The following is a 24,862-nucleotide window of genomic DNA, read 5'->3' as shown; positions in this document are numbered from 1 at the left end:
CGGGATTATTTATCCCACTGTGGGAGCAAGGCTTGCCCGCGATGAAGACGATACGGTCCCAAGTGAACCGAAGCGCCTTCATCGCGGGCAAGCCTTGCTCCCACAATTACCCCCTTCACAATCGGTGTTAAGCCCGCCGCTGCTGCCACGCCGCCGCCAACCCACTCAAGCAGATCAAGGTGATGCCCACCACGGTGGTCAGCGTCGGCGTGTGGTTGAACAACAACCAGCCCAGCAGCCCGGCAAACACGATCTGGCAGTACCCGAATGGCGCGAGCAGCGCCGGGGCGGCAAAGCGGAAGGCCTGGGTCAGCATCAGGTGCGCCGTCATCCCGCAGGCACCCAGCGCCAGCATCATCGCACCGTGCAACAGGCTCGGCACTTGCCAGAAGAACGGCACCAGCGCACTCATCACCAACGTATTGCACAGGCCAGCGAAGAAGTTGCTGGTGGTCGGGCTGTCGATCTCGCTGAGCTTGCGCGTGAGCAGTTGGTAGAAACAGAAGAACAGCGCCGAACAGAACGGCAATATCACCGCCGGGGTGAACAGATCCCCACCCGGATGGACGATGATCAACACCCCGATAAAGCCGAAGATCACCGCGATCCATTGGCCGCGTGTCACGTGTTCGCCCAGCAATGGCACCGACAACGCGGTGACCAGCACGGGCGCGAGGAAGTTGACCGCCGTCGCCTCGGCCAACGGGATATACAACAGCGCCGTGGTGAAGAACAGGCTGGTGCCCAGCAGGCACAGCGCCCGGGCCAGTTGCCACAAAGGACGCTTGGTCCGCAGGACCCGCAACCCCGAGCGCGGCAGGAAAATACCCGCCATCAACAACGTGTGCACCACGTAACGTGCCCAGACCACCATGATGATCGGGTAGAAACCCGAGAGATATTTCGACAAGGCGTCATGACTGGAGAACAGAAACGTCGCCACCAGAATAAGCAGGATGCCCTTGAAAGCCTGATTGACGCCGGAAAGCGGAGTGCTGACGGTCATGTAGGAATCCTGCGTTGCGTGATGTAGGGAGCAAGGCTTGCCTGTGACGGATGAGACCGCATTCAGCTGAACAACTCCGAGGCCTGACTGGCTTGCGATAGCTCCTCGGCAAACGCCAGCAAGGTCGGTGCCAGCTCGTGCAACCGCGCCAGCGTCATCCGTGCGCTGGGGCCGGCAACACTCAATACGCCGATGACTCGGCCATCCAATGGATGACGAACCACAGCGGCAATGGCCGACGTGCCGATCGCCGAGCTTTCCTCGACACAGGCATAGCCTTGCTCGCGGGCCTGGTGCAGGTACTGGAGCAGTTCAGCCGGGCTGCGTGGTGCGTTTGGCCCGGCGTCCGCCGGCACTTGCACAGCCTGGCGCGCCACCAGTGCCAACGCCTCGGCGTCACTCATGCAAGCCAGCCAGGCATGGCCCGACGCGGTATAGGACAACGGCGTCTCACGCCCCATGTCCGGGTCGTAGCGCAAGCCGGAACGGGCCCCCTGAGACTTGGCGATCCAGGTCTGGCACTCCCCTTCGATGACACCCAGGCGCACCAGTTCACCCGTTTCCTGTGCAAGGCGATCGAGCACTGGCTGGACGATGTCGGCTCCACTTCGCGACAGATAACGAAAGCCCATGGCGACCAGGCGAGTCGACAAGTGATAACGCAGGTTCTCGGGATTCTGGCGCACATAGCCCAGGCGCATCAGTTCGGCGAGCAAACGGTGGGTGGCACTCTTGGGAATCTGCAACTGTTCGGCCAAGCCTAGCAGCGGCCAGCCGCGAGGGTCGCTGGCGAGGCTTTCCAGCACATTGAAAACCCGTTCGATTTGACTGCCGGCCATGAGCGATCCAAAGGTAAGTTCGTCGATTCTAGAATATGCAAAGTGTAATGCAAATTCTGGAACCGGTGCGCCATTCATTCATGCGCTGATGAACCAAACCCCGCGACGGTTGCCTGAAAGCTCAGGCATCACGCGCATCCTGACGCCCCAAAAGCTAGACTCACCGCAACGGCAATACAGTGACACCCCGGCCAATCAGAGGAACGCCCACATGTTATGGAAAAAAGGTCGCCGCAGTGACAACGTGGTGGACGCTCGCGGTGACGGTGGGGGCGGTGGCGGGATGCGTTTCGGCGGCGGCAAGGGCTTGAGCCTGACGGCCGTCCTCCTGATCGTCGGCATCGGCTGGATCACCGGCCAGGACCCGATGCAGATTCTCGGCCAACTGGCCGGGCAGATGGATCAATCCGCACCCACCTCTTCACAGACCCGCCAGGCGCCACCGGCCAACGATGAACAGGCCGAGTTCGTGCGCTCGATCCTTGGCGATACCGAAGACACCTGGGGCCAGGTTTTCCAACAGGCCGGACGCCAATACCAGCAACCGAAACTGGTGTTGTTCAGCGGCCGGGTCAACTCGGCCTGCGGCCTTGCCTCGTCGGCGACCGGTCCGTTCTATTGCCCGGCAGACCGGCAAGTCTATCTGGACATGAGTTTCTTCAAGGAAATGTCCCAACGCTTCGCCGCCGCCGGAGACTTCGCCCAGGCCTACGTCATTGCCCACGAAGTCGGACACCATGTGCAGACGCTGCTCGGCGTGTCGGCGAAAATCCAGGAAGCACGCCAGCAAGGGCGGCAGATGGAGGGCGATGGCGGCTTGTTGGTACGCCAGGAGTTGCAGGCCGATTGCCTGGCGGGTGTGTGGGCCAACCATGCGCAAAAACGCCTGAACTGGTTGGAGCCGGGAGACATCGAAGAGGCCTTGAATGCCGCCAATGCCATCGGCGATGACCGCTTGCAGCAACAAGGCCAGGGCCGCGTGGTGCCGGACTCGTTCACCCACGGCACTTCGGCGCAGCGAGTGCGCTGGTTCAAGACCGGGTTCGCCCAGGGCCAGGTCAGCCAGTGCGACACGTTCGCGGCGAAAACCCTGTAGATGAAGTGGGGGGCGTTGATCGGGCTGGTGCTGTGCTGCGCCGTTGCCCAGGCCGAGGAACACGGCGTCAACGTGGTCGCCCAAGGGCGACTGCAGTTCAAGGGTGGTGCCCTGGCCGTCGGCGTAAGCCCACCGCCGGCGTCCATCCAGCGCGTGTTGATCATCCTCCACGGTCGGCTGCGCAATGCCGACACCTACCTGCACAGCGCCGAAAAGGCTGCCGGGCAGGCCGGGCAACTGGGCACCACCCTGATCATCGCCCCGCAGTTCCTCAATGAACAGGACGTGGCGCGCCATCAATTGCCCAATGACATCCTGCGCTGGCAAGGCAACGACTGGATGGCCGGTGGTTTATCCACAGGGCCGAACCCGGTCAGTTCCTACCAGGTACTCGACGACATCGTTGCGCGAGTCAGTGACCGGCAACAGTTTCCCGAAGTGAAAGAGATCGTCATCGCCGGCCATTCCGGCGGCGCCCAGGTCGTGCAGCGCTATGCTCTGCTCGCCCACAGCCAGTACCGGATCAACCCACGCTTTGTCATCGCCAACCCGTCGTCCTATGCCTACTTCGATGCGCAACGGCCCATGGCTTTCGACCCGGCCAGTTGCCCTGGCTTCAATCATTGGAAGTACGGCCCGCAGAACTTGCCAGCCTACGCGGCGGGGCAAACACCCGCGCAACTGGAAGAGAACTACGTCAAGCGCGACATCGTCTATTTGCTCGGGCAACAAGACACAGACCCGGAACATCCGGCGCTGGATAAAGGCTGCGAAGCACAAACCCAGGGGCCGTATCGGTTACTGCGCGGGCATTTCTTTTTCGACTACCTGACCCGGCGCCATCCCGTGGGGTTGAACCAGCGGCTGATCGAAGTGCCCGGGGTGGGGCATAACGGGGATGGGATGTTGACTTCGCCTGAGGGGCTGAAGGTGTTGTTTGGTCAGTGAGTTTTGTAGCGAATGACAGGGACCTATCGCGAGCAAGCTCGCTCCCACAGGGGTTCTCTGTCGATTACAAAATCTGTGCTCGACACAAATTCACTGTGGGAGCGAGCTTGCTCGCGATAGCGATCGAGCAGTCAACCCAGCGCTCAAGCCAACAGCATCCGCCGCAACTCCCCACAATCGCGCGCATGCCAATCCGTCAGCTCCGGCCACGGATTGTCCGGCAGGTTCACCAGCACCGTCCGTGCGCCCGCCGCACGCCCGCAGTCCAGGTCAAAGCGGTAATCGCCCACCATCACCATCGCCTCGGGCACCACGTTCCAGGCCTCGGCCAGCTTCAACAGGCCACCGGGGTGGGGCTTGGGCGGTGCTTCGTCGCGGCCCAGTACATCCTCCACGGCGAAGCAGTCCGCCAGGCCGATGGCTTCGAGGGTGACGTGGGCCAGCTCGCGGGCGTTGCGGGTGAGGATGCCCAGGCGATAACCGCGCCCGGCCAGCTCTCGCACCAGTTCAACCGCCCCCGGCGCGGGCCTGGAGCCCAGCGCCAGGTCCCGTTCATGCTCCAGCAGCCAGGCATGCTTGGCCGCAGCTTCATCAGCCGGCAACGCCGCCAGGTGGGTGAGGATGTCGTCTTCGGCCGGAATCGCCAGGGCCACGCGGATCGCCGCGAAGTCATGCACGGCAATCGTCAGCGTGCCGTCCATGTCGAATACCCAGTGACGAACCTCGGCCAGGCTCATGCCCAGTCCTTGCGATGGCGGATCAAGCCTTCCTGGGTCACCGAGGCCACCAGTTGCCCGGCGCGGTTGAACACGCTGCCACGGGAAAACCCGCGGGAGTTGCCGGCCCACGGGCTGTCCATGGCGTAGAGCAACCAGTCATCGGCGCGCAGGTCGGCATGGAACCACAAGGCGTGATCGAGGCTGGCGACCTGCATATCTTTGTGCCACACCGATTTGCCGTGGGGCAGCAACGAAGTGGTCAACAGGCCGAAGTCCGACGCGTAGGCCAGCAGGTATTTATGCAAGGCCGGCGAATCCGCCAGGGCGCCATCGGCACGGAACCACACGTATTTGACCGGGTCCGCCGGTTGCGGGTTGTAAGGGTCTTTTTCGGTGACCGGGCGCACCTCGATCGGCTTGGGGCACAGCAGTTTTTCGCGCATGTGCTCGGGCAGCAGGTGCGCACGTTGCTGGGTCAGTTCCAGCTCGGACGGCAGGTTCTCCGGCCCGACGACTTGCGGCATGCTGCTCTGGTGCTCAAAGCCCTCTTCGTCGTACTGGAATGACGCACTGCAAGTGAAAATCGGGTTGCCCTTCTGGATCGCCGTCACCCGGCGAGTACTGAAGCTGCCACCGTCGCGCACCCGGTCCACCTGGTAGACCACCGGCAGCGCGGCGTCGCCCGGACGCAGGAAGTAACCGTGCATCGAATGCACATGGCGCGCCTCTTCCACGGTCTGGCTGGCCGCCGACAACGACTGGCCCAGGACCTGGCCGCCGAACAACTGGCGAAATCCCAGGTCCTGGCTACGCCCGCGAAACAGGTTCTCTTCGATCGGTTCCAGGGTCAGCAGGTCGACCAGATCTTCCAACACGTGGCTCATTCAGACTTTCCTCACACAGCGCAAAAACCGCGCAGTCTATGCTGCGGCGGCGGATCGATAGTGGCCCGGGCCATTTTGGCGGGCATTGTAAACGTCCGTGTCGGCTAACCGTGCAGGGTCTGCAACCACTGCTCACGATTGATGCGATAGAGCACATGGTGACGCAATGGATGACCGACGGCGAGTGTCGGGTGTTCGAAATCGTCAGCCGGGTCGTGCTGCATGCCAATGGCCTGCATGACCTTTTGCGATGGCAGGTTGTCGACGGCGGTGAACGCCACCACTTCGTCCAGCGTCAACTGGTCGAAAGCACAACGCAGGGCGGTCCAGGCCGCTTCGCTGGCATACCCCAGGCCCCAGTGTTCCCGGGCCAGGCGCCAACCGATCTCGATAGCCGGTGTGAAAGGCGCATCGAACCCGACCACACCCAGCCCGGTAAAGCCAATGAAGGCGCCAGTGTCCTTGCGTTCCAAGGCCCACAAACCAAAACCATGCTCGGCGAAATGCCCCCGCACGCGACCGATCAGGGCAGCGCTTTCCAGGCGGCTCAGGCGCGCCGGGAAATAACGCATCACCTGCGGGTCTGCGCACATGGCGGCAAATTCCGGCAAGTCATCATCGTGCCACTGCCGCAACAGCAGCCGCGCGCTTTCCAGTTCCAGTATCGGCTCCATTTTCACTCCCTTTCCATGCCCCAGAGTCTACATCGCTGGTAGGATCCGTCACTCAATCGTCACTGAAAACACCATGTCGCTGCCACTGATCTATCACGAAGACTACAGCCCCGACTTCCCGGCGGAACACCGTTTCCCCATGGACAAGTTTCGCCTGTTGCGCGATCACCTGGTGGACAGCGGGCTGACCCGCGACGCCGACCTGCTGCGCCCGTCGCTGTGTCCGCCGGACATTCTCGCCCTGGCCCACGACCGTGCATATATCGAACGCTACATGGGCGGCGAGTTGTCCCGTGAGGACCAACGGCGACTTGGCCTGCCCTGGAGCGAAGCCCTGGCCCGCCGAACGGTGCGCGCCGTGGGCGGCTCGCTCCTGGCCGCCGAACAAGCCCTTGAGCATGGGCTGGCCTGCCACCTGGCCGGCGGCACCCATCACGCCCACTACGACCACCCGGCCGGGTTCTGCATCTTCAACGACCTGGCGGTGATCAGCCGCTATTTCCTGGCCAGCGGCCGAGTCTCGCGGGTGCTGATTTTCGACTGTGATGTGCACCAGGGCGACGGCACCGCCCGAATACTCCATGACACCCCGGACGCCGTGACAGTTTCCTTGCACTGCGAAAAGAATTTTCCTGCACGCAAGGCGCAAAGCGACTGGGACATCCCCCTGCCGATGGGCATGGAAGACGCGGCTTATCTGAAGGTGGTGGACGATGCGCTCAACTACTTGCTGCCGCTCTATCAGCCGGACCTGGTGTTGTATGACGCCGGCGTCGACGTACACAAGGATGACGCCCTCGGCTACCTGAAACTGACCGACGAAGGCCTCGCCGCCCGGGACGAGAGCGTCATGCGCCATTGCCTGGGGCGCGATATCCCGGTGGTCGGCGTGATCGGTGGCGGCTACAGCAAGGACCGCCAGGCCCTGGCCCGCCGCCACGGAATCCTGCACCACAGCGCACAAAGGGTCTGGACGTCATCAGGTTGTCACTGAAACCTGGGCTTTACCCACAATGCCTGTGGAGCGGCCTGTGGATAACCTGAGCGAAACGACCTACAGGCTATGCTGCCTGTGGCGTACAGAGGCTTGGCTGTTTTTTGATCACCTCTTTGAAAGCACCACCCACCCCCTGTGGGAGCGAGCTTGTTCGCGATAGCGGACGGTCAGCTACATGAATGTCACTGACACACCGCTATCGCGAGCAAGCTCGCTCCCACAAAGAGTTGTGCTGGTAGAATGCCCCGCCTACTCCAGCCCCCACAGTTCAAATCATGACCTCGACCGCCAAGCCTTCCGCCCCAAACATCGCCATCATCGGCGGCGGCCCCGCCGGTCTGATGGCGGCCGAGGTGCTAAGCCAGGCGGGCCTTCAAGTCGACCTGTACGACGGCATGCCCTCGGTGGGCCGCAAATTCCTGCTGGCCGGCGTGGGCGGCATGAACATCACCCACTCCGAAGCCTTCCCGGCCTTCCTCTCTCGCTACGGCGAACGTGCGCCGAACATTGCCCCGCTGCTGCGGGCATTCGGCGCCGAGCAATTGTGCGAATGGATTCACGGGCTGGGCATCGACACTTTTGTCGGCAGCTCCGGGCGGGTATTTCCTACCGACATGAAAGCCGCGCCACTGCTGCGCGCCTGGCTCAAGCGCCTGCGCGATGCCGGCGTGGCGATCCACACGCGCCACCGCTGGCTCGGCTGGAACCCCGATGGCAGCCTGCGCATAGCGAGTCCGGAAGGTGAGAAAACGCTACGCCCCGACGCGACACTGCTGGCCCTGGGCGGCGGCAGTTGGTCGCGCCTGGGCTCTGACGGCGCCTGGATGCTGCCGCTGGAACAACGCGGTGTGACCCTGGCGCCATTGCAACCGAGCAACTGCGGGTTCGAGGTAGAGGCCTGGAGCGACCTGATGATCAGCAAATTCGCTGGCGCCCCGCTGAAGAACATCGCCATCGGCCTGAACGACGATGTACCACGCCTCGGCGAATGCGTGATCACCACCACCGGCATCGAAAGCAGTCTGATCTACGCCCTGTCGGCAGCGATTCGCGAAGCCATCAACCAGCACGGCAGCGCAACCCTCCATCTGGACCTGCTGCCCGGTCGGCCTGTGGATAAAATCCTCCAGGCCCTGAACAAACCTCGCGGCTCCCGCTCGATGGCCAAGCACTTGCACAGCCAGTTGGGGATCGACGGCGTCAAGGCTGCGCTATTGCGCGAGCTCACACCGGCCGAGTGCTTCACTGACCCAGCGCGGCTGGCCCAGGCGATCAAGACCCTGCCACTCACCCTGGTGAAGACCCGCCCCTTGGACGAAGCCATCAGCAGCGCTGGTGGCGTGACCTTCGAAGCCCTGGATGAACGCCTGATGCTCAAGCAATTGCCCGGCGTGTTCTGCGCCGGGGAAATGCTCGATTGGGAAGCACCGACCGGCGGCTACCTGCTTACGGCGTGCTTTGCCAGTGGCCGGGCGGCGGGGCTAGGCATGCTGGAATTCTTGAGGCAGTGATCGTTCCCATGCTCTGCGTGGGAATGCTTCTGCGGACGCTCCGCGTTCGGCTTTTGGGACGCAGAGCGTCCCGGGCGGCATTCCCACGCAGAGCGTGGGAACGATCACTAATGCCTTAATATCAGGGTTTTTTCTTACGCGGCCCGGTATTGAACACCGGCACTTTGCGCACAGGCTTGACCGAAGGTTCCACAGGCGAGGAGTCGCCGCTGTCCACCCACTTGCCCAGGTTGCGCTTGCCGCCGCCACCGGAGGTTTTCGGTTTCTTCGGCTTTTTCGGTTTCTTGATCACCTGGCCACTGGCGTCGGTGTCCGGAACCCGATGCTCAGGCTCGAAATCCTGTTCCATCTGACGAGTCAGCGTCTGGCGCGTCAGCATCTCGATGGCCGACAGCAGGTTCACTTCGTCGGCGCAGACCAGGGAAATCGCTTCCCCGGTCGAGCCCGCCCGACCGGTACGGCCGATGCGATGGATGTAGTCCTCGGCCACGATCGGCAGGTCGAAATTCACCACCAACGGCAAATCCTCGATATCCAAGCCACGGGCGGCGACGTCGGTCGCCACGAGGATCTGCACTTCGCTGGCCTTGAAGCGGTCCAGCGCGCGCTGGCGGGTGGCCTGGGGCTTGTCACCGTGGATGCCGTCGGCGTTGATGCCCAGGCCCTGGAGTTTCTCCACCAGCGCATCGACGCCGTTGCGGGTCTTGGCAAAGACCAGCACCTGCTTCCACTTGTTCTTGCGCATCAGGTGCACGAACAATTCCGGCTTGCGCTTCTTGTCCACCGTCACCACCCATTGCTTGACGGTGTTGGCGGCGACGTTGCGCGGGCTCACTTCAATGCTCAGCGGATCGTTGAGCATCTGCCCGGCCAGCAGGCGGATCGCGTCGGAGAAGGTCGCCGAGAACAGCAGCGTCTGGCGCTTCTTCGGCAGTGCCTTGTAGATATTCGCCAGTTCCTCGGAGAAGCCCAGGTCGAGCATGCGATCGGCTTCGTCCAGCACCAGGGTCTGCAGCTGATTGAACTTCAGCGCGTTCTGGCGGAACAAATCGAGCAGACGCCCTGGCGTGGCGACCAACAGGTCGACGCCTTTGCGCAACTTCATCATTTGCGGGTTGATGCTGACACCGCCGTACACAGCGTAGGTGCTCAGCGGCAGGTTTTGCGCGTACTGACGCACGCTTTCATGGACCTGCTCAGCCAACTCACGGGTCGGCACCAGGATCAGCGCTCGCACCGAGTTGGCCGAGACCTTCGGCCCTTCGGTGGCCAGCAACTGCAACAGCGGCACGGCGAAACCGGCGGTCTTGCCGGTGCCGGTCTGGGCCGCGGCCATCAGGTCACGACCGGCCAGCACCGCCGGCATGGCTTGGGCCTGCACCGGGGTCGGGGTCTGGTAACCGAGCGTCTCGAGGGCGCGCAGCAAGGGTTCGATCAGGCCAAGGGTGGCGAAAGTCATGGAAGTACCGTAGGAAAAATCAGCGCAAGGTGTGCAATGCGCGGCAGTTTACCCTAAATCAGGAAGCGGCCGGCGCAGGCTTGGGTTTGCGCCACTGCGGCAAACCGATCAGCACCACGGCACTGATGATCACCAGCATCGCCAGACTTTCTTCAGCGCCAATGGTTTCACCCGCGAACACGATCCCCAGCAACACTGCCACGGCTGGGTTGACGTAGGCATAACTGGTGGCCGCCGCCGGACGCACATGCTTGAGCAGGTACATGTAGGCATTGAAGGCAACGATCGAGCCGAAGCAGGTCAGGTAAGCCAAGGCAAACCAACCTTCCAGCGGCGGCATGCTGTCCAGGTGCTCGCCGCTGGCCACGCTGCCGATCAACAGCACCACGCCGCCTACCAGCATTTCCACGGCACTGGCCATCGCCCCTGCCGGCAACGGCACGTGTTTGCTCAGCACCGAACCGAAGGCCCAGGACGCCGCCGCGAATACCAGCAAGGTCGCACCCAACGGGCTGGACTGCAGGTTGGAGCCCAGGTTGAGCATCGCGATGCCAATCAACCCCAGCACAATCCCCGCCCATTCCAGACGGGTATTACGCGCGCCCCAGAAATATCCGCAGAGCAAGGTAAACAAAGGCACCGTCGCCACCGCCAACGCCGCCACCCCGGACGCCACGCCCGTGTGCTCGGCCACACTGACCGCGCCGTTGCCGAAACTGAGCAACAACACACCGATGATGGCCCCGGCCTTCCATTGCGCCCAGGTCGGCGCCGGTGCCCCGCGCCAGCGCAGGAAGCCATACATCAGCGAACCGGCCAGCACAAAACGAATCCCGGCCAGCAACAGCGGCGGCCAATGCTCCACACCGATGCGAATCACCAGGTAGGTCGAACCCCAGATGACGTACAAGGCAAAAAAGGCAGCAATCAATGGCAAGGGAAAACGGCGTGGGCCGGGCATGTTCAGCTCGAAGTCAGGACAATGAGAGACGTTATTCTAGAAAGGCGAAAGACGGAAAATAAGTTACAAAACCTGTTTATCCGAGCCGTACACTTTTCAAAACACGGATATCAACGCTATAAATCGTGTTTTCGAAAGTCACACCAACAGGAAGCCATACCGTGGATAAATACGACCGCATGCTGCTCAGCGCCCTGTTGGAAAACGGTCGTGCGTCTTACGCCGAACTGGCCCGCAAAGTGAACCTGTCAGCCCCGGCCGTAGCCGAGCGGGTCAGCAAACTGGAAGCCAGCGGCGTCATCACCGGTTATCAAGCCAAAGTCGACATGGCGAAGATCGGCCTGCCGGTGCAGTGCGTCATCGAATTGCGGATGAACCAGCATGGCAACCAGAAGACCTACGACGAACTGTGCAAGATCCCGCAACTGACCGAGTGCCACCGGGTCACCGGAGACCCGTGCGTGATCATGCAAGCGGCGGTTGGCTCGATGCCGGAACTGGAAGAGCTGATCAACCGCATCGCCAAGTTCGGCTTCAGCAAGACCTCGATCGTGCTGTCCAGCGCCATTGAAAAGCGCGTGCCGCTGGGGCAGTTGGAAGGCAACGGGAAGTAACACTGATCGCCCACAGTTTGATCGTTCCCACGCTCTGCGTGGGAACGCAGCTGGGGACGCTCCGCGTCCCTTCGAAGCCGGACGCGGAGCGTCCGATGAGGCATTCCCACGCGGAGCATGGGAACGATCGAACGCACCGCTATCGCGAGTAAGCTCGCTCCCACAGTTTTGGTTCGACGGTGTGTTTAGAACCCGCGATGCCGCTTGAGGTGCTCGTTGATCTTCGCCGCCGGCACTTTCTGCAAACTGCACAACAGATCATGGGACAACTCCCGCAGCCCATGCTTTTGCCGCAGTTGCGAAGCCAGGTGCGCGGTGAGGTTGGCGGCCATTTCGGCGTCGGCCATGGCCCGGTGAGCCTGGCCGGTATGGGGCAGGCCGGCGAACGTGTTGAGCGTGCCGAGCTTGTGGTTCGGCGCCGCTGGCATAAGGCGTCGGGCCAGCAACAGTGAGCAGGCAAAATTCTGCAGGCGGGTGCGCTTGATTCGCCCCAGTTCGAAATCCCAGAACTTCTGGTCGAACGCGGCGTTGTGCGCCAGCAGCGGTGTGATGCCGACGAATTCGTTGACCTCGTTCATCACTTTTTCCGCCGACGGGGCACTGCGCAGCATGGCGTTGCTGATGCCGGTCAGTTGCTCGATAAACGCAGGGATGCGCACACCGGCATTCATCAAGCTCTGGTAGCGATCGACGATTCGGCCTTGCTCGAGCATCACCACCGCGATTTCAGTAGCCCGGCAACTGCTGCTCGGGGTGATCCCGGTGGTTTCAAAGTCGATGACTGCGATGCGTTCCAAACCTTTTGAACTCCGTGAAAATCAATTCTTGAGCAACAACGCGCCTTCGATGGGCACGTAGCGGCTGGCAGCGCGGATCAGCGAGTTGGCGGTCAACCCCGGCACACCATAGGCCACGGCCTGCACGCCGTGTTTTTGGATGATCCGTTCGAGCAGCATGTCGAAATCGCCGTCGCCGGAGGCCAGCACCACTTCGTCGACGTGGTCGGCGGCGTCCATGATGTCCAGCGTGATGCCCACGTCCCAGTCGCCCTTGGCCGAGCCGTCGCTGCGCTGGATGTAGGGCTTGAGCTTCACGATAAAGCCCAGGTTGCGCAGGATCTGCTGGAATTGCTGCTGCTTGCTGTCACCGCGATCGATCGCGTAGGCATAGGCCTCGACGATCTGCCCCTGCTTGCTGACATCAGCCCACAGCGCGGCGTAGTTGAAATGGCAACCGTAGGCTTGGCGCACGGTGTAGTAGAGGTTCTGGACATCGGCGAACACTGCAATTTTTTTCACCGCGTTTCCTCTTGGATGCACACGCACGCAGACCACCTGGGCCGAAAAGTCGCCCAGTATGCCAGCCCGAAGGATTGTTCCGCGAATAATCGCCCCGAGGCGCCTATGCGCCCCGGACGAATGGCAGGTCAGACGAAGGAGTCGTCGTCGCCGAAGGAAGATGAATCGTCGCTGTAGTCCGCGTCGCTGAAACCTCCCGGGTCATTACCATAGCCGTCGTTATCGGCCACCCGTTGGTCATCGCCCCAACCGTTGTCGCCGCTGTTGGCGGTGTCGTTGACCGGTTGAGCCGGCTCCTCCTTGATGACCTCGACGATTTCCTGGGGTTGCTGGTTACTGTGGAACAGGCTGCTGATGCCTTGGGCCAGCATCACACCGCCGGCCACGCCTGCCGCGGTTTTCAGGGCGCCGCCGAGGAAGCTGCCCGCAGCCGGGGCCTGCTGTTGCGGTGCGCCATAATTGCCGGGCGGCGCGCCGAAGCCCTGTTGGGGCTGGGCATTGAAGGACGGCTGTGCCGGTTCGCGCCAGCCTCCCCCACTGGACGTCGGTGTGCTTGCCGGGCGTGAATCCCGGGCGCTGCCACCAAAAATGCTCGACAGAAAGCCTCCGCCACCGCTGGGTGCCGATGGCTGGGAACGGGCCCGTTGCAGCTCGGCCTGCAATTGCTCGACCTGCTGGGCGAGTTGCTTGTTCTGTTCATCGAGGCGCTTGATCGCGGCCTCCTGCACCAGAATCGCCTGGGCCATGAAATAGCCCGCCGCTGGCTGGCTGGCCAGGTGTTCCTTGATCCGCGCCTCGGCCTGGACGTCGCGCGGGGCTGAATCCTTTTCGGCCTGTTGCAGCCGTGAAAACAGTCCATCGATCAGGGTTTGTTCTTCGCTGTTCATGGCGACCTCATTAGATTGCCGGGTAGAAACCATTCCGGTCCTGAAGACCGGTGCCCACCAGTAATGGGGCTCGCCGCAAAGGTTTCAATGGTCTTTACCTGATGTTTACGTTTGCTTGTGCGGGCGCCTGATCGGTTAAAGTGTCAGACCGCTTTTGAACTGCGATACCGACTCATGAATCCGTTTGACGTGCTGCGCGACTCTTTGTATTTCTTCAAGCGCCATCTGGGCCGGATCGCCCAGCTGTGCCTGCCGCTGGTCATACTCGAGGCCTTGCTGCAGCAAGGCGTGGACAGCGCCGTCGGCCCCGAGGGTTTCCCCGGCTACAGCGTGATCGTCGGGCTCTTGGTGTACCCCTTGTACACCGCAACGTTGATCCTGTTTCTCGACGCCCGCAGCCGCGGTGAAGCACCACGCACCCGTGACCTGCTCGCAACGGCCCTCACCCTGTGGCCACGCTTTGCCTTGCTGACGGCCCTCAACACGCTGTTGATCCTGGTGGGACTGTCGTTGTACTTCCTGCCGGGCCTGTGGCTGATGGTGACCCTGGCCTTCAGTGAATACCTGTTGGTCCTCAGGGGCCTGACACCCCTGGCGGCGATGAGGGAAAGCCTGAACATGTCCCGCGGCAACTTCTGGCGGGTCCTGCTGTGTATTCTCTGTGTGATGGGCCCGCTGTGGCTGCTCAAGGGCGTCAGCGTCTCGGTATATCCACCTCCTCAGAACCCTGTGCTCAGCCTGCTGATCGACAGCGTCCACAGCTTCTTGCAACTGTTCACCAGCGTGGTGCTGTTCCGCATGTTCATGTTGATCGAAGCCAAGCCTGACAACCGCTGATCGCACACTGCGAAGGCCCTGGGCTTGGGCTTGAGAACCGCTCTCGGTTATGCTCGGGATCACTTTCGCGTTTCGCCCATAAGCCGAGCCATGACCCGTCTACTGCGCTACACCTTTCTGGGCCTGCTGTTGATCCTCAGCCTGGCCGCCCTGTCGATCTACGGCCTGACCTGGCGGCCACAGCCCCGGGAAACCTTGCCGGTCAGTTGCACCGCCAACGCAGCACCGCTGGCGCCCGGCCAGGCCTTGAAGGTGATGACCTGGAACGTCCAGTTCCTCGCCGGCAAACGCTACGTGTTCTGGCACGACCTGGCCCAGGGCAACGATGAAAGCCCGACCCTGGAAGACATGGCCTTCAGCCTCGACGAAGTGGCACGGGTCATCCGCGACGAGCAGCCGGACGTCGTGCTGCTCCAGGAACTGGACAAGGGCGCCAAGGCCAGCGATTACCAGGACCAGCTCAAGCTGTTGCAGGAGCGGCTGGCCGACCTCTATCCGTGCGGCACCAGCGCCTTCGACTGGAAGGCCGACTTTACCCCCGATCCACACATCTTCGGCAGCGTCGGCCGGCAACTGGCGACCCTGAGTCGCTACCGCATCGACCATGCCGAACGGGTACAACTGCCGGTGGCCGACGCCAACATCATCAGCTGTCAGTTCCAGCCGAAAAATGCCTTGTTGGTGAGCTATCTGCCGCTGAGCGGCGGCGGCCGACTGGCGGTGCTCAACACCCACCTGGAACGGGCCACCGAGCCAGACGAAACCCTACCCAGACAAATCACCGCCGTGGCCAAGGCCCTGGATAAACTCGAATCCGCTGGCACACCCTGGCTGATCGGCGGCGACTTCAACCTGCTGCCCCTGGGCCAGTACCGGCGCCTGCCGGCCGAGCAACGCACGCCCTATTCCGCCGACAGCCCCCTGCACCTGTTGTGGGACAAATACCCGATGATCCCCACCAACAACGAGGCCAGCGGTATCGACCGCGGACACTGGCTGACCCACTACCCGAACGACCCCGGCCTCAACGGCCCCGACCGCACCGTCGACTACCTCTTCTACAGCCCGCGCCTCAAACGGGTCGAAGCCCAGGTAAGGCAGGACGATACCTTGCGCATCTCCGATCACTTGCCGGTGATTGCACGGTTCCTGTTGCCGGCAGCGCCTTAGCCCTTTGTGGGAGCCGAGCTTGCTCGCGATTGCGGTGGATCAGCAGCACGGTCATTGACTGACACACCGCTATCGCGAGCAAGCTCGGCTCCCACAGAGTTTGTATTTCATATCCTGAATATCCTCAGCTCACTTACGCGGTTTGACCCGCGCCGTCGCCTCCGCCACCAGCGGATCGTCCGGCCAGTAATGCTTGGGATAGCGCCCCTTGAGGTCTTTCTTCACCTCGGCGTAGGTGCTGCGCCAGAAGTTCGCCAGATCCTGGGTGACCTGCACCGGCCGGCGCGCCGGTGACAGCAAGTGCAACTTGACCACCTGGCGCCCGCCAGCGATGCGCGGGGTGTCGGCCAGGCCGAAGAGCTCCTGCAAGCGCACCGCCAGGATCGGCGGATGCTCGCTGTAGTCCAGGCGGATCGACGACCCCGAGGGCACGCTCAAATGGTGCGGCGCCAATTCATCCAAGCGTTGCGGCAGGGGCCAGGGCAACAGCGCGTGAACGATGCTCGACAAATCCAGGTTGGCAAAATGGCTGAGGCGCGAGACTCGGCCCAGATACGGCATCAACCAATGCTCTAGGCTGCCCAGCAATGCGCCATCGCTGACATCCGGCCATTCGCTCTCGCCCTTGGCGTCCAGGTCCAGGCGGCGCAGCAGCGCCACCCGCGCCTGCCATTGCCGCAGTTCCGGGGTCCAGGACAATAATTCCAAGCCCTTGCGCCGCACCAGGTTCACCAGGGCCTGGCTACGGGCCGACTCATCCAGGCCGGTCAGCGGTTCGCGGCTGAGCACCAGTTCGCCGACCTTGCGCTGGCGCTCGGCGCGCAGCACGCCTTCGCGCTCGTCCCAATCCAGTTGATCCACAACACGGACTTGCTCAGCCAGCACCGAATCGAACAGCGCCGGGTCGAAATCCGTCGCCAGGTAGATCCGCTCTTCGCGCTGGCCCTGACGGCTGCCCAGGTCGGCGATCACCAGCCACGCTTGTTTCATCAGGCTGTCAGCCTCGGCAAACAGCGCCGCACGGCCGTTGGCCAAACGGTATTCGGCGCCGCCGGGCCGGCGTTGCTGGGCGACGCGGTCCGGGTAGGCCAACGCCAGCAACGCGCCGAGCCAGCGCGGATGATCGGGATCGACCACGGCTTCTTCGGCCTTGCCCCGCAGGTAACCGCGATATTGCCGGGCCAGTTGTCGCGCCCGCTGCACCCCGCCCTGGGCGCCGCGCGCGGCTCGTTCTTCGCCGGACAGCAAGGCCAGGCGACTGTGCAGATCCGCGCCGGCGCCGCGCAGAATATCGCGCTCGCCCAACAGTGCGGCGACGTTGCAGGCCATGTCCGCCAGTCCCAGCGCCTGACCGCGCAGCAGCAGATGAGCGATACGCGGGTGGGCCGGCAATTCGGCCATGGCCTGGCCGTGGCGGGTCAGTTGCTCGCCCTCCAGCGCGCCCAGGCGTTGCAGCAGGTCCTGGGCCTGGGCATACGCAGCGGTGGGCGGAATGTCGAGCCAGACCAATTGCTGCGGCGTCACGCCCCAGCGTCCCAACTGCAGGGCCAATCCGGCCAGGTCCGCCGACAGAATCTCCGCGCTGCCGTAGGCGGCCAATTGCTCATGCTGGTCTTCGGACCACAATCGATAGCAGACACCAGGCTCCAGACGCCCGGCCCGACCAGCCCGCTGGGTAGCGCTGGCTCGGGAAATGCGCTGGGTGTCGAGTCGGGTCATGCCGCTGCCCGGGTCGAAACGCGGCACCCGGGCCAGTCCGGCGTCGATCACCACCCGCACGCCATTGATGGTCAGGCTGGTTTCAGCGATGTTGGTGGCAAGCACCACTTTGCGCTGGCCGAGTGGCGCGGGGTCGATGGCGGCGCGCTGGGCGGCGAGGTCCAGTTCACCGTGCAGCGGACAGAGCAACACATTGCCACCCTCGCCCAAGGCCTCGGCCAGTTGCTGATGGACCCGGCGGATCTCGGCCTGCCCGGGCAAGAACACCAAGACGCTGCCGGTTTCATCCCCCAGTGCATCCAATACGGTCTGCACCAACCGCGGCTCGATGAACTCGCCGGGCTGGAACGGCCGGCCCCAACGCACCGTCACCGGGAACATGCGGCCTTCGCTGCGCAGGATCGGCGCGTTGTCCAGCAACCCGGCCAGGCGCTCACCTTCCAGGGTGGCGGACATCAGCAGGACCTTCAGTGGCTGGTCTTCGCGAAACAGCTCCCGACCGTTGAGGCTCAGGGCCAGGGCCAGGTCGGCGTCGAGACTGCGTTCATGGAATTCATCGAAAATCAGCAGCCCCACGCCTTCCAGCGCCGGGTCGTCCTGCAAGCGCCGGGTGAGGATGCCTTCGGTGACCACTTCAATGCGGGTCTTGGGGCCGACCTTGCTGTCGAGGCGAATCCGGTAGCCGACGGTTTCACCGACCTTTTCCCCCAGCTCGCTGGCCAGCCGCTCGGCCGCCGCCCGTGCCGCCAGGCGCCGGGGTTCGAGCATCAGGATGGTCTGCCCAGCCAGCCAGGGCTCGTGCAGCAAGGCCAGGGGAACACGGGTGGTTTTACCGGCACCGGGCGGCGCTTCGAGCACGGCTTCGTGGCGCGATGCCAAGGCTTGACGCAGGGCGGGTAAAACTTCATCAATCGGCAAAGAAATCATGCTGGCTCCAAAACAGAGGGCCGAGTATAACGGCGAACTGTTTAGCGTGGTCTGGACTCCAACCAGCAACGCCTTTACCTGTTCAGGAGATTGCTATGCGTATTCCCTTTCGCGTGATCGGTGGCGTCCTGGTCGCCTCCTTGCTGACTCAAATCAGCGCCTGTGGCTCGATCTTCTACCCGGACCGTCGCGGCCAGATCGATGGCAAGATCGACCCGGCGATTGCCGCGCTCGATGCCGTCGGCCTGCTGTTCTACATCATCCCCGGCCTGATCGCGTTCGCCGTGGACTTCGCCACCGGCGCCATTTACTTCGAGCCGGGCAAGAGCGTCCAGATCGAGCCAGAGAAACTCAAGCCGGCCATCAACCCCGATGGCACCGTCAATAACCACGTGTTGCAGGCGATCCTGGAACGCGAACTGGGCCGCAGCTTCCCGCTGGACGATCCTCGGCTGATCCAGCACAAGGGCAGCGCGCAACAACTGGCTGCCCTCGGCCTCAAGCCCGCCGCATGACAGGCGCCACCCAAGGAACGACCGCACCATGACCACCAGCACCGAACACGCCCGTCTGCTGCGCCTGGCCACCCGGGCGTCGGTGGCCGTGGCGCTTACCCTGGTCGTCGCCAAGGCCCTGGCCTGGTGGCTGAGCGGCTCGGTGAGCATGCTTGCCGGCCTGACCGACTCGGCACTGGACGGCGTCACCTCGCTGCTCAATCTGCTGGCGGTGCATTACGCGCTGCGCCCCGCCGACGATGACCATCGCTACGGTCATGGCAAGGCCGAATCCCTGGCCGGCATGGCCCAGGCGCTGTTTATCGGCGGCAGTGCGGTATTGATTGCCTTGCAGGCTTTCGAGCGGCTGAAAAATCCGGTGCCGGTGGATGCCCCCTGGCTGAGCGTCGGCGTGATCGTGTTTTCCCTGGGGCTGACCCTGGCGCTGCTGGCGTTGCAGCATCGGGTCATCCGCGCCACCGGCTCCAACGCCGTGCGCGCCGACTCGCTGCACTATCGCTCCGACTTGTTGCTCAACGGCAGCATCCTGGTCGCGCTGGTGCTGGCCGGGTTCGGCTGGTATCAACTCGATGCCTGGTTCGGCCTGGGGATCGCCATTTACATTCTGTGGAGCGCCGTCCAGATCGCCCGGGAAAGCTTTGCCGTGCTGATGGATCAGGAACTGCCGCCCGACGTCAGCCAGCACATGCTGGAACTGGCCTGCGCCGTGCCCGGCGTGCTCGGTGCCCATGACCTGCGTACGCGGATCTCCGGCAACCACTGGTTCGTGCAACTGCACCTGGAGCTGCCGGGAGAACTGACCCTGTCAGTGGCCCACGGCATCAGCGACCAGGCCGCCGATGCGATCCATCATGCTTATCCGAAGGCCGAAGTGCTGGTGCATGCCGATCCGTCGGAAGTGGTAAAAGCCGTCAGCGCATAACTTGTGGCGAGGGGATTTATCCCCTCGCCACAAAAAGCAGCGTCCGCACGATCTTTACCGCGTCTCAGTACGTCACCTGATACCCACGACTACTCAAGCAACTCCCCTGGGCCTGGCGATAGGCCTGCACCACTTCCGGCGCCGGTGGGTAGCTGTAGTTGCGCGGGTCGAAACCGCTCTGCTGCACTGCCCAGCGATAGCAGTCGTAGCCATCCTGATTGACCTGCTCGGGCGACTGGCCGTTAGCCGGATAGGCCACCACGTCAAAGCTGTTGCCTTGGGGTTGAGGCTGCGGGTTGGCCACGGGCGGCTCGACCACGACGTAGTCCTGGGTGCTGGCTTCGTAGATGTAATAGGCGCCGGCAGCGAGAAAGAACAGCGAGCTGCCGATCCACACTTCCCTGGCGTAATCGGGCAGGTAACGGGTACGGATGCCCCGCGGTGGCTCGACCACGATGTAACGCGGCCCTTGAGGGCGATACCAGTAGCCGCCCGAGTAGAAATAATCCTGGCCGCGATAGGGCACGCGGTAGTTGCGATCCGGGAAACGGTCGATCACGTAACCCGGGCGATACTGCGGTCCCGGGCCCCAGCCGTTGCCATGGCCGTCCGGTCGACCGGGCCAATGCTGCTCGGGACGATTGTCGTGGCTTGGGCGTGGCCCGCCGTTTGGATAACCGTCGTTGCGACGCGGGACATCGCGGTAATACCCTGGTTGCGGTTCGCGGGTCTGGGTCACGCTGTCGGGCCGGCCCTGGATCGGCAGGTTGTTGCCGGGCTGCGGCTGCGGACGGCCATGGTCGTTGGGGTCTTGAGGGCCACGATCATAGCGCTGGCCGCCCTGGTATTGCGGCTGTGGCTTGACCTCGAACTGACGACTGTTGTCGCCCCGAATGATTTCGTTGCTCTGCGCCCGTGGCTGGCCCGAGTAACCCTGGCCGTTGCCGCCGCGTCCGTCCTGACCACGACCGCCGTCGGGGCCGCCACGGTTTTGCTGATCGTCGGCCATACCCTGCGCACTGACACTTGCCCACAACAGACCAACACCTGCCAAACGCCAGATGCGCGACTTCATGAAATTCCTCACAACGGTTCAGGGCCTGATAGTAAGACTGGAAAAGCCCAGGCCGGTTCTGCGATAGGTTATCAGCCACGGGGTTTATTTCGCAGGCATTAAAAAAGGGAGGCCCGTCGGCCTCCCCTTGAGAATTTCGTCCGTGCTCGACGCTTATGACGTCGGCTCACCTCACGCCGTCTTCTGGACAGTGTGCAGCTCGGGGGTCTGCCAGTACCGGTGGGTACTGCGACCGCAGCCGGCCTGATTGGGCGGGCTGCACTGGACTGTTTGTCCGAGCAGTGATCTTGGTGATAAGAGTAAACCTGAGGTGCCGACAGATGATTGCGAAGATTGCGGAAATAAACACCACTTGCGCAATTTTTAACCTCGGATAGATAATCTTCCGCAATTATCAAGATAAAGGCCCGACCGATGAGCAAACTCGACCGATACGACCTGAGCATTCTGGCGGAATTGCAGCGCGACGCGCGCATCTCCAACCAGGAACTGGCCGAACGCATCGGCCTGTCGCCCTCCCCCTGCTCGCGACGGGTCAAGCAGTTGGAGGATGACGGCTACATCACCCGCCAGGTCGCCCTGCTCGACCGCAAGCTGCTGGGCCTGAGCCTGACGGCTTATGTGCTGATCGGCATGGACCGCCACACCCCCGAGCGTTTCGAGAACTTCGAAGCCGCCATCCGTAACCTGCCGCAAGTACTGGAGTGCAGCCTGGTGACCGGGATGGACGCGGACTACCAGCTCAAGGTGGTGGTGCCGGACATGGACCACTACCAGAAACTGCTGCTGGGGCACCTGACCCGGATCGATGGCGTCACCAGCGTGCGTTCAAGTTTTGTGCTGAACCAGGTACTCAACAGCACCGAACTGCCGTTGACTCATCTGCGCAGCTGAAACCCCCATCGCGAGCAGGCTCGCTCCCACAAGGAATTGCGCCCTGACACAGATCCACTGTGGGAGCGAGCCTGCTCGCGATGGCGTCAGCCCAGCCGATGAATAGCTGCGACACACCGCCGCAGGCCAATCCCGCGCCCGCGTCCCATGCCTTATACTCGCCGCGCCTTTTCAACCCCGCCCACGCCGGAGTGTCCTGATGGATCCTGCTGTTTTCGAAGAGTGGATGATGACCGGCCTGGTCAGCATCCTGATCATTTTCATGGGTTTCATCGTCTGGGATCTGGCGAAGAAGTCCAAGGCCGGACGTTTCGGCTCGTTCATTCTGTTTTTCGTGCTGGGCCTCGGCGTGGCCGCGTTCGTCATCAAGAGCGTGGTGATCGGCCTGATCGAGTCCGGGGCGTTATAAGCGCGCTGGCACTTCCTTCCACTGGCCCTGATCGAGCCCTTCGATCGTCCAGTCGCCGATCCTGACCCGTACCAGACGCAATGTCGGCAAACCCACGGCGGCCGTCATGCGTCGTACCTGGCGATTGCGCCCCTCGCGTATCACCAGCTCCACCCAGCTCGTGGGCACGCTTTTACGAAAACGTACCGGCGGGTTGCGCGGCCACAGTTGCGGCTCATCCAATGAGCGCGCCTCGGCCGGCAGGGTCATGCCGTCGTTCAACTCCACCCCATCGCGCAATCGCTGCAACTGTTCGGCACTCGGCTCGCCCTCCACCTGCACCCAATAGGTCTTGGCCAGCTTGTGCTTGGGGTCGGCAATCCGCGCCTGCAACTGCCCATCGTTGGTCAGCAACAGCAAGCCTTCGCTGTCGCGGTCCAGTCGTCCGGCCGGGTAGATGCCCGGTACGTCGATAAAATCCTTGAGCGTCGCCCGCCCTTCACCGTCACTGAATTGCGTCAGTACATCGAAGGGTTTGTTGAACAGGATCAGCTTCGGCTCGGCCGGCGGGGCCTTGGCCACACGGCGCGGGGCGGAGGCTGGAAGCTTCGCGCCAGGGCGACGGGAAGCAGGGCGTGGAGGACGGGGCATGGCGAATACAATATCTAACGGTCAGGGCCGACCATGCTAGTGGCCCGACCGTTAAATAACCACCATCCCCTCCAACGGGGCATCAGCGGAACGGCGGCTCGTCGAAGCTGCGCAGCTTGCGCGAATGCAACGAGTTGAGTTCGGTGCGCAACAAGTCCAACGCCTCGATGCCGATCTTCAAGTGCTGGTTGACCGCTCGCTCATAGAACGCGTTGGCCGAGCCCGGCAGCTTGATTTCGCTGTGCAACGGTTTGTCCGAGACGCAAAGTAACGTGCCATAAGGCACCCGCAGGCGATAACCCTGGGCAGCGATGGTGCCGCTTTCCATGTCCACCGCCACCGCGCGGGACAGGTTGATCAGCGGACGCTCCTGGGCCCAGCGCAGCTCCCAGTTGCGGTCGTCGTAAGTCAGCACGGTGCCGGTGCGCAGGCGCTTTTTCAGCTCGTCGCCCTTTTCGCCGGTGATGTTCGCCGCGGCCTGTTGAAGCGCCATCTGCACTTCGGCCAGGGCCGGAATCGGAATGTTCGGTGGCACCACCCGGTCGAGAATGCCGTCGCGGCGCATGTAGGCGTGGGCCAGCACGTAGTCACCGATGGTCTGGGACTGCCGCAGCCCGCCGCAGTGGCCAATCATCAGCCAGCAATGCGGGCGCAGCACGGCCAGGTGGTCGGTGATGTTCTTGGCGTTGGAAGGGCCGACGCCGATGTTCACCAGGGTCACGCCATGGCCATCATTGGTCTGCAGGTGATAGGCCGGCATCTGGTAGCGGTGCCAGACCACACCGGCGGCGATGGCCGATGCTTCGCTGTGCTCCATGTTCTTGTCGATGATCACGTTGCCCGGCAGGACCATGCGCACAAAGCGCGGGTCGCTGCGCAGTTGCTCCAGGCCATGGACGATGAACTGGTCGACATAGCGGTGATAGTTGGTCAACAGGATCCACGGCTGCACATGGCGCCAGTCGCTGCCGGTGTAATGCACCAGCCGGCGCAGGGAAAAATCCACCCGCGCGGCGTCGAACAGCGCCAAGGGCAGTGGGTCGGTGTTTTCCCAGTCATAGAGGCCGTCGGCAATGCCATCGGTGGCGGCCGACAGGTCGGTGCTGGGGAAAACCCGCGCCAGCACGGCGGCGGTCACGCCGGAGCCGGCCAGTTCGTCGCCCTGCTCCACCACGTACGGGTACGGAATGTTCTGCTCGCTGACGCCCACTTCCACGGTGACGGTAAAGTCGTGCATCAGCGGGACCAGCTGTTCCAGCAGGTACTTACGGAAAGCGGCGGGGTGGGTGACGGTGACGCTGTAGGTGCCGGGCAACTGGACCTTGGCATAGGCACGCGTGGTTTGCGGGACTTCGCCGTGGCAGTGATAAGTCAGCCGCAAGGCCGGATAGCGAAACAACGCACGCTGTTCGGCATCCGGCTCGACGCGGTCCTTGAGATAACGCATCAGCGCCTGGTTCAACGCGGTGGTCGCACGCTCGTGCAGGGCCGCCAGACGATCCACGGCTTGTTCGGCGGTTTGAACGACAATAAACGCTTCGGTCACGATCAGCTTCCTGTGTTCTGACTTGCAGGCCTTCATCTTGCCTGCATCGCCGCCCGACGGGAACAGTGGCGTAGTGGACTCGATCGATTCCCTGCGGGAGCGAGCTTGCTCGCGATAGCGGTGTATCAGTCACCACAGATGCTGGATGTACCTCCGTCATCGCGGGCAAGCCTTGCTCCCACATGGACTCTGGGATGCTCTGTGGGAGCTGGGCTTGCTCGCGATAGCGGTGTATCAGTCACCACAGATGCTGGATGTACCTCCGTCATCGCGGGCAAGCCTTGCTCCCACATGGACTCTGGGATGTTCTGTGGGAGCTGAGCTT

At 62.9% G+C, this 24,862-nt stretch carries 25 protein-coding genes; 11 read left to right on the top strand and 14 right to left on the bottom strand.

Annotated elements, in window-relative coordinates:
- Nucleotides 1-127 precede the first annotated feature (127 nt).
- Complete coding sequence (locus tag KGA89_RS18680) at nucleotides 128-1,006, bottom strand: DMT family transporter (protein WP_003205814.1); 879 nt, start codon at nucleotides 1,004-1,006, stop codon at nucleotides 128-130.
- 62 nt (nucleotides 1,007-1,068) lie between these two features.
- Nucleotides 1,069-1,845, bottom strand: a complete 777-nt coding sequence (locus KGA89_RS18675) for an IclR family transcriptional regulator (protein WP_123351415.1) — start codon at nucleotides 1,843-1,845, stop codon at nucleotides 1,069-1,071.
- Between the two features lie 211 nt (nucleotides 1,846-2,056).
- On the opposite strand from KGA89_RS18675, the gene KGA89_RS18670 reads away from it, so the two are divergent.
- Together KGA89_RS18670 and KGA89_RS18665 are read left to right on the top strand one after the other, a co-directional pair.
- Nucleotides 2,057-2,941, top strand: a complete 885-nt coding sequence (locus tag KGA89_RS18670) for a neutral zinc metallopeptidase (RefSeq protein WP_003205817.1) — start codon at nucleotides 2,057-2,059, stop codon at nucleotides 2,939-2,941.
- Complete coding sequence (locus tag KGA89_RS18665) at nucleotides 2,942-3,889, top strand: alpha/beta hydrolase (protein WP_223472245.1); 948 nt, start codon at nucleotides 2,942-2,944, stop codon at nucleotides 3,887-3,889.
- A 143-nt stretch (nucleotides 3,890-4,032) separates the two neighbouring features.
- On the opposite strand, the gene KGA89_RS18660 is transcribed toward KGA89_RS18665, so the two are convergent.
- The 3 genes from KGA89_RS18660 to KGA89_RS18650 form a co-directional block, all read right to left on the bottom strand.
- Nucleotides 4,033-4,626: an HAD family hydrolase gene (locus tag KGA89_RS18660; RefSeq protein WP_223472244.1), complete on the bottom strand. Its 594-nt coding sequence runs from the start codon at nucleotides 4,624-4,626 to the stop codon at nucleotides 4,033-4,035.
- Nucleotides 4,623-5,492, bottom strand: a complete 870-nt coding sequence (gene tesB / locus KGA89_RS18655; protein ID WP_003205823.1) for an acyl-CoA thioesterase II — start codon at nucleotides 5,490-5,492, stop codon at nucleotides 4,623-4,625. Before tesB ends, KGA89_RS18660 begins: the two co-directional genes overlap by 4 nt.
- Nucleotides 5,493-5,596: 104 nt before the next feature.
- Nucleotides 5,597-6,166: a GNAT family N-acetyltransferase gene (locus KGA89_RS18650; RefSeq protein WP_003205825.1), complete on the bottom strand. Its 570-nt coding sequence runs from the start codon at nucleotides 6,164-6,166 to the stop codon at nucleotides 5,597-5,599.
- Between the two features lie 73 nt (nucleotides 6,167-6,239).
- On the opposite strand from KGA89_RS18650, the gene KGA89_RS18645 reads away from it, so the two are divergent.
- Nucleotides 6,240-7,160: a histone deacetylase gene (locus KGA89_RS18645; RefSeq protein ID WP_003205826.1), complete on the top strand. Its 921-nt coding sequence runs from the start codon at nucleotides 6,240-6,242 to the stop codon at nucleotides 7,158-7,160.
- 278 nt (nucleotides 7,161-7,438) lie between these two features.
- Entirely contained in the window at nucleotides 7,439-8,674 is a 1,236-nt protein-coding gene (locus KGA89_RS18640) for a TIGR03862 family flavoprotein (RefSeq protein WP_223472243.1), read from the top strand.
- Nucleotides 8,675-8,795: 121 nt separating this feature from the next.
- Here the strand turns inward: KGA89_RS18640 and KGA89_RS18635 are convergent, their stop codons facing one another.
- Both KGA89_RS18635 and yedA read right to left on the bottom strand, forming a co-directional pair.
- A complete protein-coding gene (locus tag KGA89_RS18635) occupies nucleotides 8,796-10,133 on the bottom strand; it encodes a DEAD/DEAH box helicase (RefSeq protein ID WP_223472242.1) in 1,338 nt (445 codons plus the stop codon).
- Nucleotides 10,134-10,191: 58 nt separating this feature from the next.
- Nucleotides 10,192-11,094: a drug/metabolite exporter YedA gene (yedA, locus tag KGA89_RS18630; RefSeq protein WP_003205832.1), complete on the bottom strand. Its 903-nt coding sequence runs from the start codon at nucleotides 11,092-11,094 to the stop codon at nucleotides 10,192-10,194.
- Nucleotides 11,095-11,255: 161 nt separating this feature from the next.
- On the opposite strand from yedA, the gene KGA89_RS18625 reads away from it, so the two are divergent.
- Complete coding sequence (locus KGA89_RS18625; protein ID WP_003205835.1) at nucleotides 11,256-11,708, top strand: Lrp/AsnC family transcriptional regulator; 453 nt, start codon at nucleotides 11,256-11,258, stop codon at nucleotides 11,706-11,708.
- Between the two features lie 185 nt (nucleotides 11,709-11,893).
- On the opposite strand, the gene KGA89_RS18620 is transcribed toward KGA89_RS18625, so the two are convergent.
- The 3 genes from KGA89_RS18620 to KGA89_RS18610 all read right to left on the bottom strand — a co-directional run bounded on the left by KGA89_RS18620 (nucleotide 11,894) and on the right by KGA89_RS18610 (nucleotide 13,893).
- Entirely contained in the window at nucleotides 11,894-12,505 is a 612-nt protein-coding gene (locus KGA89_RS18620) for a PolC-type DNA polymerase III (RefSeq protein ID WP_223472241.1), read from the bottom strand.
- Nucleotides 12,506-12,526: 21 nt separating this feature from the next.
- Entirely contained in the window at nucleotides 12,527-13,006 is a 480-nt protein-coding gene (locus tag KGA89_RS18615; RefSeq protein WP_013694260.1) for an NYN domain-containing protein, read from the bottom strand.
- Nucleotides 13,007-13,134: 128 nt separating this feature from the next.
- Nucleotides 13,135-13,893, bottom strand: coding sequence for a DUF2076 domain-containing protein (locus tag KGA89_RS18610; protein WP_003205839.1), 759 nt, complete (start codon nucleotides 13,891-13,893; stop codon nucleotides 13,135-13,137).
- 174 nt (nucleotides 13,894-14,067) lie between these two features.
- Between KGA89_RS18610 and KGA89_RS18605 the strand changes: the two genes are divergently transcribed.
- Together KGA89_RS18605 and KGA89_RS18600 are read left to right on the top strand one after the other, a co-directional pair.
- A complete protein-coding gene (locus KGA89_RS18605) occupies nucleotides 14,068-14,730 on the top strand; it encodes a YciC family protein (protein ID WP_223472240.1) in 663 nt (220 codons plus the stop codon).
- Between the two features lie 90 nt (nucleotides 14,731-14,820).
- On the top strand, nucleotides 14,821-15,900 hold the full coding sequence (locus KGA89_RS18600) for an endonuclease/exonuclease/phosphatase family protein (RefSeq protein WP_223472239.1): 1,080 nt from the start codon (nucleotides 14,821-14,823) through the stop codon (nucleotides 15,898-15,900).
- Nucleotides 15,901-16,029: 129 nt separating this feature from the next.
- On the opposite strand, the gene hrpB is transcribed toward KGA89_RS18600, so the two are convergent.
- Nucleotides 16,030-18,546, bottom strand: a complete 2,517-nt coding sequence (gene hrpB / locus KGA89_RS18595) for an ATP-dependent helicase HrpB (protein WP_223472238.1) — start codon at nucleotides 18,544-18,546, stop codon at nucleotides 16,030-16,032.
- Nucleotides 18,547-18,641: 95 nt separating this feature from the next.
- Here hrpB and KGA89_RS18590 point away from each other — a divergent pair, with 95 nt between their 5' ends.
- Together KGA89_RS18590 and KGA89_RS18585 are read left to right on the top strand one after the other, a co-directional pair.
- On the top strand, nucleotides 18,642-19,061 hold the full coding sequence (locus KGA89_RS18590) for a polyribonucleotide nucleotidyltransferase (protein WP_092149960.1): 420 nt from the start codon (nucleotides 18,642-18,644) through the stop codon (nucleotides 19,059-19,061).
- Between the two features lie 28 nt (nucleotides 19,062-19,089).
- Nucleotides 19,090-19,983, top strand: a complete 894-nt coding sequence (locus KGA89_RS18585) for a cation diffusion facilitator family transporter (protein ID WP_223472237.1) — start codon at nucleotides 19,090-19,092, stop codon at nucleotides 19,981-19,983.
- 64 nt (nucleotides 19,984-20,047) lie between these two features.
- On the opposite strand, the gene KGA89_RS18580 is transcribed toward KGA89_RS18585, so the two are convergent.
- The gene (locus KGA89_RS18580; RefSeq protein ID WP_223472236.1) at nucleotides 20,048-21,058 is read right to left on the bottom strand and encodes a DUF6515 family protein; all 1,011 of its coding nucleotides are present in this window, start codon (nucleotides 21,056-21,058) and stop codon (nucleotides 20,048-20,050) included.
- 414 nt (nucleotides 21,059-21,472) lie between these two features.
- Here KGA89_RS18580 and KGA89_RS18575 point away from each other — a divergent pair, with 414 nt between their 5' ends.
- Nucleotides 21,473-21,952: an Lrp/AsnC family transcriptional regulator gene (locus KGA89_RS18575; RefSeq protein WP_003185723.1), complete on the top strand. Its 480-nt coding sequence runs from the start codon at nucleotides 21,473-21,475 to the stop codon at nucleotides 21,950-21,952.
- A 199-nt stretch (nucleotides 21,953-22,151) separates the two neighbouring features.
- Nucleotides 22,152-22,361: a DUF2788 domain-containing protein gene (locus tag KGA89_RS18570; protein ID WP_003185724.1), complete on the top strand. Its 210-nt coding sequence runs from the start codon at nucleotides 22,152-22,154 to the stop codon at nucleotides 22,359-22,361.
- Here KGA89_RS18570 and KGA89_RS18565 read toward each other — a convergent pair.
- Entirely contained in the window at nucleotides 22,356-22,922 is a 567-nt protein-coding gene (locus tag KGA89_RS18565; RefSeq protein ID WP_161796661.1) for a pseudouridine synthase, read from the bottom strand. The two genes, KGA89_RS18570 and KGA89_RS18565, sit on opposite strands and share 6 nt — an antisense overlap.
- 151 nt (nucleotides 22,923-23,073) lie before the next feature.
- Nucleotides 23,074-24,573, bottom strand: a complete 1,500-nt coding sequence (amn, locus tag KGA89_RS18560; protein WP_161796662.1) for an AMP nucleosidase — start codon at nucleotides 24,571-24,573, stop codon at nucleotides 23,074-23,076.
- Nucleotides 24,574-24,862: the final 289 nt, after the last annotated feature.

It is taken from the genome of Pseudomonas sp. A-RE-22 (genome assembly GCF_019956035.1).
Taxonomy (GTDB): Bacteria; Pseudomonadota; Gammaproteobacteria; order Pseudomonadales; family Pseudomonadaceae; genus Aquipseudomonas; species Aquipseudomonas brassicacearum.
Note: the sequence above shows the minus strand (reverse complement) of the source record. Positions and strands in the feature narration are given on the sequence as shown.

Coding starts and splice junctions, on each gene's coding strand:
- tesB (WP_003205823.1), bottom strand. CDS start 5,492: ATGAGCCACGTGTTGGAAGATCTGGTCGACCTGCTGACCCTGGAACCG.
- KGA89_RS18575 (WP_003185723.1), top strand. CDS start 21,473: ATGAGCAAACTCGACCGATACGACCTGAGCATTCTGGCGGAATTGCAG.
- hrpB (WP_223472238.1), bottom strand. CDS start 18,546: ATGATTTCTTTGCCGATTGATGAAGTTTTACCCGCCCTGCGTCAAGCC.
- KGA89_RS18610 (WP_003205839.1), bottom strand. CDS start 13,893: ATGAACAGCGAAGAACAAACCCTGATCGATGGACTGTTTTCACGGCTG.
- KGA89_RS18605 (WP_223472240.1), top strand. CDS start 14,068: ATGAATCCGTTTGACGTGCTGCGCGACTCTTTGTATTTCTTCAAGCGC.
- KGA89_RS18590 (WP_092149960.1), top strand. CDS start 18,642: ATGCGTATTCCCTTTCGCGTGATCGGTGGCGTCCTGGTCGCCTCCTTG.
- KGA89_RS18680 (WP_003205814.1), bottom strand. CDS start 1,006: ATGACCGTCAGCACTCCGCTTTCCGGCGTCAATCAGGCTTTCAAGGGC.
- KGA89_RS18650 (WP_003205825.1), bottom strand. CDS start 6,166: ATGGAGCCGATACTGGAACTGGAAAGCGCGCGGCTGCTGTTGCGGCAG.
- KGA89_RS18675 (WP_123351415.1), bottom strand. CDS start 1,845: ATGGCCGGCAGTCAAATCGAACGGGTTTTCAATGTGCTGGAAAGCCTC.
- KGA89_RS18580 (WP_223472236.1), bottom strand. CDS start 21,058: ATGAAGTCGCGCATCTGGCGTTTGGCAGGTGTTGGTCTGTTGTGGGCA.
- KGA89_RS18660 (WP_223472244.1), bottom strand. CDS start 4,626: ATGAGCCTGGCCGAGGTTCGTCACTGGGTATTCGACATGGACGGCACG.
- amn (WP_161796662.1), bottom strand. CDS start 24,573: ATGAAGGCCTGCAAGTCAGAACACAGGAAGCTGATCGTGACCGAAGCG.
- KGA89_RS18585 (WP_223472237.1), top strand. CDS start 19,090: ATGACCACCAGCACCGAACACGCCCGTCTGCTGCGCCTGGCCACCCGG.
- KGA89_RS18570 (WP_003185724.1), top strand. CDS start 22,152: ATGGATCCTGCTGTTTTCGAAGAGTGGATGATGACCGGCCTGGTCAGC.
- KGA89_RS18635 (WP_223472242.1), bottom strand. CDS start 10,133: ATGACTTTCGCCACCCTTGGCCTGATCGAACCCTTGCTGCGCGCCCTC.
- KGA89_RS18670 (WP_003205817.1), top strand. CDS start 2,057: ATGTTATGGAAAAAAGGTCGCCGCAGTGACAACGTGGTGGACGCTCGC.
- KGA89_RS18645 (WP_003205826.1), top strand. CDS start 6,240: ATGTCGCTGCCACTGATCTATCACGAAGACTACAGCCCCGACTTCCCG.
- KGA89_RS18600 (WP_223472239.1), top strand. CDS start 14,821: ATGACCCGTCTACTGCGCTACACCTTTCTGGGCCTGCTGTTGATCCTC.
- yedA (WP_003205832.1), bottom strand. CDS start 11,094: ATGCCCGGCCCACGCCGTTTTCCCTTGCCATTGATTGCTGCCTTTTTT.
- KGA89_RS18640 (WP_223472243.1), top strand. CDS start 7,439: ATGACCTCGACCGCCAAGCCTTCCGCCCCAAACATCGCCATCATCGGC.
- KGA89_RS18665 (WP_223472245.1), top strand. CDS start 2,942: ATGAAGTGGGGGGCGTTGATCGGGCTGGTGCTGTGCTGCGCCGTTGCC.